A 13,218-nucleotide genomic window follows, 5' to 3' on the forward strand; every position below is an offset into this window, starting at 1 on the left:
TTAAAGCTATTGTTTTGGTAACTTCACGAAGGCATTGCTTAGTATTCAAATGAGATAGTGCTGGTATTGCAGAAATGGAGGGCAGCACGCGGCTCCCCTCAACAGAACGATTGTTTAGCCTGGTACGCGTGTCGCTTTCTTTAGTTTCAGATAACGGCGACCCAGGCGCCAGCGCAGACGGAATCCACGGGCATTTTTCCAGATAAGGCGCCAGATTCCGCGATCAAAAAACTCCTGAATGATCATCTTCTTCTTATGCGGATCTTTCATGTTATTGAAAGTATGCAGTATCCCAAGGCCTTCTTTTGCTATTTGCCAGTTACAGGCGGGGATATTTTTAACTGCATCCGGGTAACGCTGGTTAATCGCATCCAGCATTTCCAGTATTTTCATATAGTGACGGGCCGAACGGATCAGCGTGTCGTCGGTATCAGGTTTATGGGAAACCGAAGCCGAATGAATATAGTAATCGTAGTACTGTTCATCAGTGTATTGAACGCGTTCTGCGGCCAGCAAAATTTCTGTTGTCCATGGAATATCCTGGTGGCGCAAACCTGGCTCAAACGTAAACCCATGTTCGCGAATAAAATCATGGCGATAGAGGTTTAGCCAGGTAACGTGCAGAAATTTGCGTGAATCCAGTGCGCGCTTCAGCCATTGTGGACCACTCAGTACATCGGTGGACTGAAGTTTATCCTGCGGGAAAATAGGGCGTGTAGGTTTCTTATTGCTCTCATACACGTAATTACCATTGCAGGTAACGACATCCAGGTTGTTTTTCAGTGCCAGATCAAGCAAATGGCGATACATGCCGGGCTTAAAATCGTCATCAATATCCGGGAAGGAAAGGTACTGACCTGTTGCCACTGCGAGTCCGGTATTGCGCGCAATAGAAACACCCTGGTTTTCTTGCTCGATGATTTTCATGCCGGGGAACTTGCTGCGCCAGGCTTCAATAATCGCCATGGAACCATCAGTTGAACCATCGTTCACCATAATGACTTCCATGTTGTCGATATTCTGCGCTGCAAGGCAGGCGAAGAACTTAGCTAAGAAAAGCTCACCGTTATATACGGCGGCGACAACGCTCAGTAGGGGACGTGAATTCTGTGGCATAAAATTACCTGAAAATTTTGTTATCTTTCTTCTGTAGCCAGAGACAAATACTGCTGGCAGATGGCACCAATGCTATATGACTCAATCGTCGTGGTATCAATAACCGGTGGGTTGTTATAAATATCCAGCATGGTATTCGCAAGTTCCTGGGCACTCATTCCTGAAAGACCACGAGCGAGCTCGCCGGTGAGAATCTCCGCAGGCCCGCCAGGGCAATGCGTACTGACGGCGGGAGTCTGGCAAATCAGCGCTTCGACCAGCACGTTACCAAACCCCTCGCAATCTGAACTTAATATCAGCATGCGTGCGTTGGAAATCCACGGATAAGGGTTCGGAACAAATGATTTCAGGATAACGCGATCTGTAACGCCTTCCGCAGAGGCCTGTGCTTTTAACTCGGCGATACGTTCGTCGCTACCGTTGCCCATTAAGACTAACGGAGCCTGAATCCCACTCATGGCATAGGCGCTGATTAATCGGTCATGCCGTTTATGTTCATGGTAGCGACCAACGTGGATGAGATAATCCTGCCCGGCCATTTCACAACGCTCTTTCGCTCGCAGATGAATGCCGTCGATATCGAATGGGTTATGTATAACAGCGCTCCGGGAGAGAGTGATGTCGAAACCCTGAGTAATATCTTGCAGTACTGCTTTTGATACAGCGACAACATTGCTTTTTTGATAAACGTTTTGAATTTTCTTACGTTTTAACCAACGCGAGAAACCACGGCGATGCTGAAGATAGGAGAAAGAGAACATGCCATGAACGCAATACCAGAGTTTTTCGCGTGGAATAGATTTGGTATGAGCAACAATGCGATCGGTTTTATGCAGATGCGAAAAGATGAGGTCAAAACTTCCCTTTATCTGTGCCTGTTCTATCGCGCTGTCGAGTAGAGCGGCACGGCGCGACAGCTCAGTCAGCTTGCGCCAGGGTTTTTTGCAGGTATCCAGAATGACCTGATAATCAACACCTTCCGGGATCTCGTAGTCACAGACGCGGCGCAGAGAAAACACTGAAACCTGATGGCCCATACCAACCAAACCTTTCGACAAGGTGAGTACAGTTTTTTCAGCACCGCCACCAGGCAGGCCATCAATAATCATTAGGATACGCATCGTCTAATCCAGTATGTTTTGATACAGCGAAATCAATTGCTGTGAAAGTTTTTCCGGTGTCGCATCCCTGACGCGCTCACGAGCATAAACTCCCATTTTCTCATCTGCTAAGCGTGACGGTATAGCCATTACCGCTGCAGATAACTGCGAAATATTGAGTGCATCGCAAACGTATCCATTTTGTCCGGTTGTTATAAATTCCGCCCCACCACAGGTGAGTGACGTAATAACCGGTAAACCACATGCCATCGCTTCAAGAATCACATTTGGAAATGGATCATATAGCGTTGGTAGTAATAATCCATCAGCGGCTTGATAGAAAGGCAGAGTATTTTTCTGCATTCCCATAAAGCGAACCCGACTCAGGCAGCCGAGTGATTGCGCCAGCGCCTGGTACTGTTTTTCTGCTTTATCTTGCCCGACAACGATGAGATAGCGATCGGTGCCAGCAATGGCCTGTATTGCACCCGCAAGCCCTTTACGTTCAAACCCTGAGCCCACAAAGACCAGTGCCACCGCATTTTGCGGGATAGCCATTTCATTGCGTAGTTTGACCCTTAAGTCTTCGCTTGCTGGAACGAAGCGGGAGGAGTCAATTGCATTATAGATGACATGTATCTTATTAGCAGGTATAGAGAAATCTTCGATGATTTCTTGTTTTACCATTTCGGCGTTGCAGATGACGGCTTTTAGCTCAGGAGCCTGGTACATCGCCCTTTCAGCCTGCATGACATAGCGATGGTATCTGTCCAGAAACAACCATTTTCTGCGCCAGGCCGGTAAAATCCGCGCTCTCTGGAGCAACCAGCGGCGGTGAACGCCATCTCCAGCCCGATAAATATCACACCCAGCGATGCGTTCATGGCTCTGAACAATATCGAAATTTTCGCGTTGCCACAGTTTTCTGGCAGCATCAGCAAACCCCTTCTCGCGGCTGATACGGCCTAACTTTAGTGGATCACAGATATGGATATGCCAGTTTTCCTGGCGCTCGCCCTGCCATTGTCGGGTGATGACGTTAAGCTCCATGTCATGTGCACTTAACGCTTCCAGTGCACGTGAAACGAAACGCTCAGCGCCTCCATCCGGTCGATATTTTTGGCGGACAATAGCCAGACGGCAGTGCTTCATAACAACTGTTTCCTTACGGCGGCAACAACGACCTCTACCGGAATGGCATCGAGATAACGTTCTTTGGTATTGGTATTAATTTTGTCTGGGTCGGGAAGCTCACCAAAGTTACCAGCCCAGATAACGTCACCGACGACATCCCAAGGGCTCCAGAACGTCAATTTTGACGGGCCAAATAATGCAATGCAGGGCGTTCGTAACGCGGCAGCCATATGCATAGGTACAGAATCTACGCCAAGAAACAAACGAGCATGATCGATTAGCGCAGCTAATTGTCGCAGGGTTAGCTCACCTGCGAGGGAGTGAATGCGTTCTGGCGAGCATAAGGCAAGGATTTTCTCAATCATCGCTTTTTCGTTTTTATCCGGTCCTGAGGTTAATACCAGAGTGTGCCCGTCATTTTGCAACGCCGTTATCGTTTCGGCCATTTTCCTTTCATCCCAGCATTTGAAGAACCAGCGGGACGTGGGTTGCACAACAATAAATGCACCTTCAACACCTTTGCTATGTAGCCTCGATTGCACGGCCTGCCAGTCTTCAGGCTGGTAGCTCATCGTAACATCTCTGACCGGAGCGATTTTCAACGGGGCAAGAATAGAAAGGTTTTGTTCAACAGTGTGCAGGGATTGATGATTGGCTACCGAAGCGAGCTGTGTATGGCAAGTTTGCCAGAACCAGCCGCGGCGTTTATTGAAATCAAAACCGATACGCGCAGGAGCGCCGGTAAAGCGAGTCACAATGGCGCTACGCCATTGATCGGCAAGATTGATAACCAGTGAATATTTTTGCTCGCGTAGCGTCTTAAGTAACTGCCATTCCTTGCATAAATGCTGGCGAGTACCGAGCTTGCGCCATTTACGGTCAATACCATAAATACGATGAATGAACGGATGAGCCGCCAGCATATCTCGCGTTTCTTCATATAACAGGACGTCAATATCTGCCTGTGGCCATGCCTGATGTAATGCATTGATCACCGGCGTGGTGAGCAACATGTCACCATGATGGCGCAACTTAATCAGTAAAATGCGAGCAGGTGGCTCGCTTGCGAGAGAATTCAAAGCGTTATTCATTATCATCTTTAGGTGATTAACCAAAGTGTGATTCTAATAGACCTTGAGTGTGGTTGCTACATTTGTGCACAGGAGTCAGAAAATTGAACCTAAGCGGTTTGCCCTTATCTGACAGGCTGCGTAACATGATGAAAACATCGATAGCTCAGAGGCGGAAATGACCCTTCCTGCATTCATCATCACCATTGATACCGAAGGCGATAACCTGTGGCAGAACCACCGGGAGATTAAAACTGAGAATGCGCGTTTCTTGCCACGTTTTCAGTCTCTATGCGAGAAATATGGTTTTAAACCCGTTTGGCTGACAAATTATGAAATGGCTATTGACCCGGATTACATCGAATTTGCTAAAGATGTGATTGCGCGCGGTCAGGGTGAAGTTGGTATGCACTTACACGCCTGGAATAGCCCGCCTGATCATGATTTAACGGGTGATGACTGGCGCTGGCAACCCTATCTTATTGAATATCCGGATGAGATCCTACGTGAGAAAGTGGTCTATATGACGACTTTGCTGGAAGAAACGTTCGGTACAAAAATGGTAAGCCACCGAGCAGGGCGTTGGGCTTTTGATAGCCGCTACGCCAAACTGTTGGTCGAGTTGGGTTACAAAGTGGATTGTTCAGTGACTCCACGGGTTAACTGGCGAAATGCGAAAGGTGCGCCAACAGGAAATGGCGGTACGGATTATCAACATTTCCCGACCAGGGCATACTTTATGGATCTCGATAATATTAGCCAGCCCGGGCATTCCGAACTTCTTGAAGTACCGATGAGTATTCAATATAAGCACAGCGCGCTGATGAATAGCTTTAAACAAAGCTATGACAGGATTCGTGGCAAATATCGTAGTCCTTCAGTTAATTGGCTGCGTCCCTCGGGTGGGAATGCTGCACAAATGATCTCTGTTGCGGAAAAAACCTTAGCAGAAGGCAATGACTACGTAGAGTTTATGCTGCATTCGTCTGAATTTATGCCAGGCGGTAGCCCAACATTTAAAGATGAAGCGGATATTGAGCGGTTATATCAGGATCTTGAGGAGTTATTTTCCTGGCTCGCAGGACGGACCAAGGGGATGACGTTGGCTGAGTATTATGATGCAAAAAAAGCCGGATAGAAATCCGGCTTTCTCGTTCTATCTATATGCGTTTTTCGGGAAGCCTAACACCACAGATCCCAATCAGAGCGATGTAAAATAAAACGGCCTCTGAGCTTAAAAGTAAAACATCGCTTAATCCGTATGCAACTAAGCAGTTCATTGTAAATAACAACGGCGTATTTCGATCGCGCATTGCTACCCAGGATATACTCATGTAGAACCAGAGCAATGCTAACCCACCAAATATCCCTTGCAGCGATAATGTTTCAATCGTTTCATCATGAAGATGTACGTTGATAAATTCCATTGTCGATTTGTATTGAGGGTTCTTCGTGACGTATTGCTCTGAGTAATTAAAACGTGACTGCATTGACTGCCCAAACGGGGCATTAACAAAGTTTTTTAAACCAACCGTCCACATCGAGAAGCGCGCGCCTAGAGAAGTATTGTCCTGGCCTTCCTGGTAGAGTGTTACTTCGTCATATGTTTGCTGTATTTTAGGATGAATGTAGTTTTTGTAGAGAGAAAAACTGGCAAGCAGTGCGATTATTAATACAATTAGTGTTGATTTAAGATGAATTTTCTTGAAGTGGTAAACAGTCATCATTGCGATTATCAGTAAATGAAGAATAATAGCTGCACGAGTGCCTGTTAATATAATGACTACGAATGAAATAATAATGCTGAATACCGCGATAAGATAACAAGAAGGCCTTTTCTGAATGTATAATAAATAAACAAAAATCATACTCAGCGTTGAGTAAATATATGCCGAAATGGTTGCTCTATTAATCGCCATTTCAGCACGGCCAATGCCACTCCATGACTGCCAAAATGCATAACAGGATGCTGAAACAAAAGCGATGCCAATTATAGCAAGCATAACATTTTTATAATTTATCGCGCGAATATAGTGACTAAACTGCGTGATGTAAAAAACCAACACACCACCAAGTAATAATTTTTTTCCAGCCCCAAATTGATCGCTATAAGTATTGTAGCCGTGTGCATCCTTACCAAGCCATAAGAACCATATTAATTTTACAACACCGACCAGAATTATCGGGTAGGCAATATTGAATTTACTAAAGTTAAGGTTTTTGCGCTCAATGATTATTCCAATAATACTCAAATAGACAGCAATATAGTAAAAATCTTTTTGTCTTCCGTTACTGAGTAATGCAAATGCGATAGACAGCGCTGCAAAAATAAAAACTGAAATATAAATGCGAGATTTTAATTTTTCCATAATGTACTCAAAGCTTTTCTCTTATAACTGAATCGAACATGGCGATTTAGGAAAAAACCTAAGGAATGCGTCATAATCACATGCTTTTTAACAATAGCTTGATGATCATTTTCTATCAGGGAATCATAGTGTTTTAGATAGATATCTAGCCAGTGGCACAATATAAGGTCATGGAATTTCACTGGTAAATTATCTTCCATTTTAATCGTGCAGGTAAGTAGATTCTCTATCTTATCCTGGTCCAGTGAGGCAGATAAACTCCCCTGTCTTTTTATATAGTAATAAGGGCTGTCAAACTGAAAGTAAATGTTTTTTGCTTGTGTTAACATTTTAGGGAAAATATAAAAATCCTCATAACATGTCATAGGAGGAATTTCATTTTCTATATAAATATCCCGTTTGATAAACTGACCAATCAGATGGGCTTGAAGATCTTTATGGATAAGAAAACGTGTTATAGCTTGATCCTGAGATATTTTTTCAGGTTTCAACCCCGACCACTGATGATTTATTTTATTAAGATCACGTATTTCATGTAAACGGGTCAGAAGCATGTCAGGTTTGATATCATGCAAAAAATTAAAAATAGGTGTTAAACTTTCTGCCTTTAGAATATCGTCACTATCCAGCATTGTGATGTACTTTCCACGTGATAAGGAAATACCATGCTGACGCACTTTTCCGATATTTTTATAATTTACTGTAGAAACATAAACCTGTGAGTACCGAGAGGATAATCCGGCAATTATTTCAGCTGATGAGTCATCTGAGCCATCATTAATAATAATAATCTCAGATTCTTCTATCGATGAGTTCAACGCATTTATAAGACTGTTAAATGTTTCATCGATGGTTTTTTCACAGTTGTGTGCGGCAATTATTATGCTCAGAAACGGATTGTCAACCATATACCTGCTCACTGAAAAATATTACAGAATTAAATCATCTTCAGGCAATTTCATTGTTTTTTAGACCGTCCTGGATGAAATTACTTATCAAATTAAGATCCTCATCACTCAATGCAAACAGTTCTTCTCTCGGCTTATCAAAGTAATATCTTGTTTCGAATACAAAAGAGTTAATGTTAGCCTCTTCACCAATAAGCAAGACGTTACCTAATGGGCGCTGCTCTTGCGCACAACATGGGCCATAAATAAGAATAACCGGAACCCCTACCGCATCGGCGATGTAAACATTACCGGAGTCCGAAGCGATATAAAAATCCATCTTACTGATTGCATGTGGCAAATCTTCAAGGGCGATCTGCCCAATGAGATTAATGAGATTTTCTTTATCACCGGTGACTTTAAGCAGGTCATCGAGCCAGACTTGTTCGTTTTTAGAGCCAAAAATGTAGTACTGGCAGGGTGATTTCTGTAATGATTCAAAAAGACGCGCCCAGATAACCGGTGGGATAGTTTTCGCCTTATTACCAGCCGAGATGCTTAACCCGATTTTAATAACACCGGGTTTATCCAAGACTTCAGGCCATGCCGCCGGAATTTTTAGCGGCTTAGTTGCGTGTTTAGGGCTATCACGCCAGCTTAGGTTGCGGTCTGCGAGCTTAATGTAGTTGTCGACACTTAACGTATATTTACCATGCTCAACAATACCATTTGCCGTCAGGTAAAATAATGCCTGATACCAGCGGCGTGCATAAGTAGACAAGAACTGTTTATTTGCAGCATTAAAGCATGCGGCAAAGAAAAGGTTGGTGCTATTAGGCTGTAGCAAGTAAATATTCTCATAACGATTCAGTAACTTGAATGCCAGGTGAAACTTACGCCACAAGCTCTTCTTGTGTTCTTCGACAAGGTAAATGGTATCAATGGTTTCATCATTCCTGGCCAAAGGAAGAACAGTTTTACAGATAAGGACATCACTGTGCTTCAGATGGGCGAGCAAGGGGGTTACGTTGACGAAATCACCGATTTTTGCAGTTTGAATCACCAGGTTGCGGCCTGTTTTTTTATAAAACAGTTTGCCGAGCAACTTGAATGGAAGAAAGAGAATGAAGAGGAATAGATAGCTCATTAATTTTTATTCGTTCGCTAAGTGGCTAATTTTCTGGAGTGCAGCAAATACTTCAACAGGGGTTATGTTAGCCATGCTTTTTCCTTCGCCTCTGATTTCGTGCTGATTCTTACCGTAACCACCAATCAAACCAGGATCGGTGGGGCCATATAATGTTACGTTTGGCCTATCAAGTGCGGCAGTCAAATGGCTCAGTCCTGTATCAACTGATACGACAGCCCTGGCTCCCGCTAGCTGTTTAGCCACTTGTTCAAGGGTCAAACGTGGCAACACCTCAACATTATCAAATCCTTCAGCCAAACGGGTTGCCCGTTCGTGCTCGTGATTTGCACCCCACGGGAGTTTAATACGTAACCCGGCTTTATGCATTAATTGAATAAGATCTCGCCAGTGCGATTCCGGCCAGTGTTTTTCATCGCGCGTGGTGGCATGAAGGAAGATCATATATTCCCCCATATCAGTCGGGGCAGCGGTCAGAAAGTGTTGAGCAATCGCATAATCACCCTGTTGCACTGGCTTCTGGTAACCCATACTTTTGGCGAATAACTCACGTGTGCGCTCAACGGCATGTTGCTGCTTAGCGATTGAGTGGCGACGATTGTAGAACAGACTAGCCAGTGGCTCACGCGCACTACTCCAGTCCATGCCATGTATTGTCCCACGAGCTTTACGAGTCACCAGAGCCGCGCTCTTTATTAGCCCCTGGGCATCGATGATGAGATCGTAATCTTCGGCACGGAGCGCCTGGTAGAATGCAACACGCTCAGCTTTCACTGCTGATGAAAACCAGTTTTTACGCCAGCGGCGAATCGCTACCGGAAGAATTTTATCGACTGCGGGATGCCAGCCAGGGATTTGCGCAAAGCCTTCTTCCACCACCCAATCGAAACGGATGCCAGGAATAGCATTCATTGCATCAGTCAGCGCAGGCAAGGTATGCAGGACATCACCCATCGATGATGTTTTAACGATAAGTACCCGCATTACGCTTCCTTTTCCGCTTGCAGCAGCGCGGTAAGCTCATCTATTACACGCTCAGGCGTAATATCAATCAAACTTTGATGATAGCCTTCTGCGCCATCGCCTTTACGCACTTTGTGATAGCCGCTAATCAGGCGAATAACGCGCGCCTTATGCGATAGCGGTGGGGTAAAGTCTGGGCTGCTTGGGCCGTATAACGCAACAAGTGGGCGATTCAGCGCGGCCGCAACGTGCATCAAACCTGAATCATTACTCACTACAGCCTGACAAGCGGCGATGAGTATAACGGCTTGCTCAAGTGCGGTATCACCCGCAAGATTACGGCAATGCGCCTGCTGCTGTGTGGTTAACGCGGCGACAATATCATTTCCCGCTTCTTTATCTTTTGCCGAGCCAAACAATGCAATTTGATAACCGTCATCAATGAGTTTGCCGGCAAGTGTTGCGTAGTGATAATGCGGCCAGCGTTTCGCCGGGCCGAACTCAGCGCCTGGACAGAAACCTATAATTGGACGTTCGGCATTGAGACTAAATGCCGCTGTCGTCTGGAGCTTTTCGCTTTCATTGACTTGCAACTGGGGCCAAAGCAAAGGCTGGGGCAGGTCTTTAGCCGACTGCATAACCCCTTTCTCATAAGCTAACGCAACGTAACGTTCGACCATGAGCGGCCAGGCTTGCTTATCCAGTACGCGGGCATCATTGAGTAGCCCGTAGCGCATTTCCCCACGCCAGCCTGTGCGCTGTGGGATATTCGCAAAGAAAGGGACTAGTGCTGATTTGAATGAATTTGGCAGTACATATGCCTGATCGTAACGTTTAGCACGCAAGGCGTGTCCAAGACGGCGCCGCTCACCAATTTCCAGCGCGCCATGACCGAGTGGCATCGCCAACGCTTCGTTAACTTCTGGCATACGTGATAGCAATGGACGGCACCATGCCGGCGCCATCACATCTATGATTGCCTGGGGATAGCGCGCCTTAAGCGTGCGATAGAGACTTTGCGACATCATCATGTCGCCCACCCATGACGGGCCAATCACCAGTATTTTCATGTGTCAGGCTACCTGCTTATGCGTCACGGTTCAGCCATGCCATATATTCTGTCACGCCTTCGGCAACTGTTTTGAATGGCTTGTCGTAACCTGCGGCACGCAGATTGGTTAAATCGGCCTGAGTAAATGCTTGATAGCGACCTTTGAGTTTTTCCGGGAACGGAATGTACTCAATGCTGCCTTTTTTATGGAATGCCAGCGCAGCGTCAGCAATTGCCTGGAAGGATTCTGCACGACCTGTACCGCAGTTATAGATACCGGATACACCATTCTGCCAGAACCACAGGTTAACCGCTGCAACATCACCTACATAAATGAAGTCGCGTTTAAAGCTATCGCTGCCTTCAAACAGTTTTGGATTCTCGCCGTTATTCAACTGAGTGTTCAGATGGAACGCAACGCTTGCCATGCTGCCTTTGTGGCCTTCGCGTGGCCCGTACACGTTGAAGTAACGGAAGCCAGTAATCTGGGAGTTAGCTTCAGGCAGGATTTGACGCACGTACTCGTCGAACAGGAATTTGGAGTAACCGTACACATTCAGTGGCTGCTCGAATTCACGGGATTCGATAAAGTCGCTGTTGCGACCGCCATAAGTTGCAGCAGATGAGGCATACAGGAACGGAATTTCGCGCTCAAGGCAGTAATGCAGAACTTCTTTCGAGTACTGATAGTTGTTATCCATCATGTACTTGCCGTCCCACTCAGTGGTGGAAGAACAAGCGCCTTCATGGAAAATTGCTTCGATATCGCCGAATTCTTCACCAGCCAAAATCTGGATTAAGAAGTCTTCTTTATCCATGTAGTCGGCAATATTTAAATCGACGAGGTTGGCGAACTTGGTGCCATCCTTCAGGTTGTCGACGACAAGGATATCAGTATAGCCGATATCATTCAGTGACTTAATGATGTTGCTGCCAATAAAGCCAGCACCGCCGGTGACAATAATCATAAGCGAAAACCTTAAAAAAAGAGGGCCGTAAGGCACGATACCTCACGCGCTAATGGCTCTTATCATACCATTACATTCATGGACCCGCCTAATCAGAGGAAGTTTCTCAGCCTCGTGATTTATGCTGCAAATTTCAATTTCATTGAAGCGTAATCTCGTGTCCTGGTATAGGTTTGGGTAATATGTGCCGAAATTAGCCATGCCTGGAGAATCGCAATGCGCGGAGATTTTTACCAACAGTTAACATCCCAACTTGAAACCGCACGGGCGGAAGGGTTGTTTAAAGAAGAACGTATTATCACTTCTGCCCAACAAGCAGATATCACTGTTGCTGATGGCAGTCATGTTATTAACTTCTGCGCCAATAACTATCTGGGGCTCGCTAACCATCCGCAACTGATCGATGCCGCAAAGCAGGGCATGGATACACACGGTTTTGGGATGGCATCTGTGCGTTTCATTTGTGGAACGCAAGACAGCCATAAAGAGCTTGAAGGCAAGCTTGCGGGCTTCCTGGGAATGGAAGATGCGATTCTTTACTCTTCCTGTTTCGATGCCAACGGCGGCCTGTTTGAAACCCTGCTCGGCCCGGAAGATGCCATTATTTCCGATGCACTGAACCATGCTTCTATTATTGATGGTGTGCGTTTGTGCAAAGCTAAGCGCTATCGTTATGCAAACAACGATATGCAAGAACTCGAAGCTCGCCTGAAAGAGGCGCGTGCAGCAGGTGCTCGTCACATCATGGTAGCAACCGACGGCGTGTTCTCTATGGATGGTGTGATTGCGAACCTGAACGGTGTTTGCGATCTGGCAGATAAATACGATGCGCTGGTAATGGTTGATGATTCGCACGCAGTTGGTTTTGTTGGTGAAAACGGCCGTGGCACTCATGAGTATTGCGATGTGATGGATCGTGTAGACATCATTACCGGCACTTTGGGCAAAGCACTCGGTGGCGCGTCCGGCGGTTATACCGCGGGTCGTAAAGAAGTTATCGAGTGGCTGCGCCAGCGTTCTCGTCCATACCTTTTCTCTAACTCTTTGGCTCCGGCTATTGTTTCTGCATCCATTAAAGTTCTGGAAATGCTGGAAACGGGTGCTGAAATTCGCGCTCGCCTGTGGGCCAATGCGAGCCTGTTCCGCGAAAAAATGACCGCTGCCGGGTTTACCCTGGCGGGTGCTGACCACGCCATCATCCCGGTGATGTTAGGCGAAGCGGTGGTCGCGCAAAACTTTGCCCGCGAACTGCAAAAAGAAGGCATTTATGTCACTGGGTTCTTCTACCCGGTAGTACCAAAAGGTCAGGCGCGCATCCGTACTCAGATGTCTGCGGCTCACACCACTGAACAGATTGAACGTGCGATAGACGCATTTACGCGTATCGGTAAACAGTTGGGCGTTATCGCCTGA

General features: G+C 46.1%; 12 protein-coding genes. 2 read left to right on the forward strand and 10 right to left on the reverse strand.

All coding sequences use genetic code 11. The features are described 5' to 3' along the window. Positions 1–114: 114 nt before the first annotated feature. The 4 genes from M975_RS19355 to rfaQ are packed head-to-tail and all read right to left on the reverse strand — an operon-like array spanning position 115 to position 4,441. On the reverse strand, positions 115–1,116 hold the full coding sequence (locus tag M975_RS19355; protein WP_064561502.1) for a glycosyltransferase: 1,002 nt from the start codon (positions 1,114–1,116) through the stop codon (positions 115–117). Positions 1,117–1,136: 20 nt separating this feature from the next. Beyond that, positions 1,137–2,237 carry a glycosyltransferase gene (locus M975_RS19360; RefSeq protein ID WP_064561503.1) on the reverse strand — a complete coding sequence of 367 codons (1,101 nt, stop codon included), beginning with the start codon at positions 2,235–2,237 and terminating at the stop codon, positions 1,137–1,139. A 3-nt stretch (positions 2,238–2,240) separates the two neighbouring features. Further along, positions 2,241–3,368 carry a glycosyltransferase family 4 protein gene (locus M975_RS19365; RefSeq protein ID WP_064561504.1) on the reverse strand — a complete coding sequence of 376 codons (1,128 nt, stop codon included), beginning with the start codon at positions 3,366–3,368 and terminating at the stop codon, positions 2,241–2,243. Beyond that, entirely contained in the window at positions 3,365–4,441 is a 1,077-nt protein-coding gene (gene rfaQ, locus M975_RS19370; RefSeq protein WP_425339025.1) for a putative lipopolysaccharide heptosyltransferase III, read from the reverse strand. Before rfaQ ends, M975_RS19365 begins: the two co-directional genes overlap by 4 nt. Before the next feature lie 157 nt (positions 4,442–4,598). On the opposite strand from rfaQ, the gene M975_RS19375 reads away from it, so the two are divergent. After that, the gene (locus tag M975_RS19375) at positions 4,599–5,558 is read left to right on the forward strand and encodes a polysaccharide deacetylase family protein (RefSeq protein ID WP_064561506.1); all 960 of its coding nucleotides are present in this window, start codon (positions 4,599–4,601) and stop codon (positions 5,556–5,558) included. A 22-nt stretch (positions 5,559–5,580) separates the two neighbouring features. Here M975_RS19375 and M975_RS19380 read toward each other — a convergent pair whose 3' ends face one another. Genes M975_RS19380 through rfaD form a run of 6 tightly spaced genes read right to left on the reverse strand, consistent with a single transcriptional unit; the run spans position 5,581 to position 11,805 of the window. Next, positions 5,581–6,789, reverse strand: a complete 1,209-nt coding sequence (locus M975_RS19380; protein ID WP_064561507.1) for an O-antigen ligase family protein — start codon at positions 6,787–6,789, stop codon at positions 5,581–5,583. Next, positions 6,777–7,697: a glycosyltransferase family 2 protein gene (locus M975_RS19385; RefSeq protein WP_064561508.1), complete on the reverse strand. Its 921-nt coding sequence runs from the start codon at positions 7,695–7,697 to the stop codon at positions 6,777–6,779. The genes M975_RS19380 and M975_RS19385 overlap by 13 nt, the downstream gene beginning before the upstream one ends. A gap of 40 nt (positions 7,698–7,737) precedes the next feature. Next, positions 7,738–8,823, reverse strand: coding sequence for a glycosyltransferase family 9 protein (locus M975_RS19390; protein WP_064561509.1), 1,086 nt, complete (start codon positions 8,821–8,823; stop codon positions 7,738–7,740). A gap of 6 nt (positions 8,824–8,829) precedes the next feature. Next, positions 8,830–9,807, reverse strand: coding sequence for a lipopolysaccharide heptosyltransferase RfaC (gene rfaC / locus M975_RS19395; RefSeq protein WP_064561510.1), 978 nt, complete (start codon positions 9,805–9,807; stop codon positions 8,830–8,832). Further along, positions 9,807–10,856, reverse strand: coding sequence for an ADP-heptose--LPS heptosyltransferase RfaF (gene rfaF / locus M975_RS19400; RefSeq protein WP_064561511.1), 1,050 nt, complete (start codon positions 10,854–10,856; stop codon positions 9,807–9,809). The genes rfaC and rfaF overlap by 1 nt, the downstream gene beginning before the upstream one ends. A 16-nt stretch (positions 10,857–10,872) precedes the next feature. Beyond that, positions 10,873–11,805, reverse strand: a complete 933-nt coding sequence (gene rfaD / locus M975_RS19405) for an ADP-glyceromanno-heptose 6-epimerase (RefSeq protein ID WP_064561512.1) — start codon at positions 11,803–11,805, stop codon at positions 10,873–10,875. Positions 11,806–12,021: 216 nt separating this feature from the next. On the opposite strand from rfaD, the gene kbl reads away from it, so the two are divergent. Continuing rightward, positions 12,022–13,218 (forward strand): glycine C-acetyltransferase, encoded by a 1,197-nt coding sequence (gene kbl / locus M975_RS19410; RefSeq protein WP_064561513.1) that lies wholly within the window; start codon positions 12,022–12,024, stop codon positions 13,216–13,218.

The organism is Buttiauxella brennerae ATCC 51605 (genome assembly GCF_001654925.1).
Lineage (GTDB): Bacteria > Pseudomonadota > Gammaproteobacteria > Enterobacterales > Enterobacteriaceae > Buttiauxella > Buttiauxella brennerae.

Bases quoted from the DNA above. Each gene is read 5' to 3' on its own strand.
- M975_RS19355 (WP_064561502.1), bottom strand. From the start codon at position 1,116: ATGCCACAGAATTCACGTCCCCTACTGAGCGTTGTCGCCGCCGTATAT.
- M975_RS19360 (WP_064561503.1), bottom strand. From the start codon at position 2,237: ATGCGTATCCTAATGATTATTGATGGCCTGCCTGGTGGCGGTGCTGAA.
- M975_RS19365 (WP_064561504.1), bottom strand. From the start codon at position 3,368: ATGAAGCACTGCCGTCTGGCTATTGTCCGCCAAAAATATCGACCGGAT.
- rfaQ (WP_425339025.1), bottom strand. From the start codon at position 4,441: ATGAATAACGCTTTGAATTCTCTCGCAAGCGAGCCACCTGCTCGCATT.
- M975_RS19375 (WP_064561506.1), top strand. From the start codon at position 4,599: ATGACCCTTCCTGCATTCATCATCACCATTGATACCGAAGGCGATAAC.
- M975_RS19380 (WP_064561507.1), bottom strand. From the start codon at position 6,789: ATGGAAAAATTAAAATCTCGCATTTATATTTCAGTTTTTATTTTTGCA.
- M975_RS19385 (WP_064561508.1), bottom strand. From the start codon at position 7,697: ATGGTTGACAATCCGTTTCTGAGCATAATAATTGCCGCACACAACTGT.
- M975_RS19390 (WP_064561509.1), bottom strand. From the start codon at position 8,823: ATGAGCTATCTATTCCTCTTCATTCTCTTTCTTCCATTCAAGTTGCTC.
- rfaC (WP_064561510.1), bottom strand. From the start codon at position 9,807: ATGCGGGTACTTATCGTTAAAACATCATCGATGGGTGATGTCCTGCAT.
- rfaF (WP_064561511.1), bottom strand. From the start codon at position 10,856: ATGAAAATACTGGTGATTGGCCCGTCATGGGTGGGCGACATGATGATG.
- rfaD (WP_064561512.1), bottom strand. From the start codon at position 11,805: ATGATTATTGTCACCGGCGGTGCTGGCTTTATTGGCAGCAACATCATT.
- kbl (WP_064561513.1), top strand. From the start codon at position 12,022: ATGCGCGGAGATTTTTACCAACAGTTAACATCCCAACTTGAAACCGCA.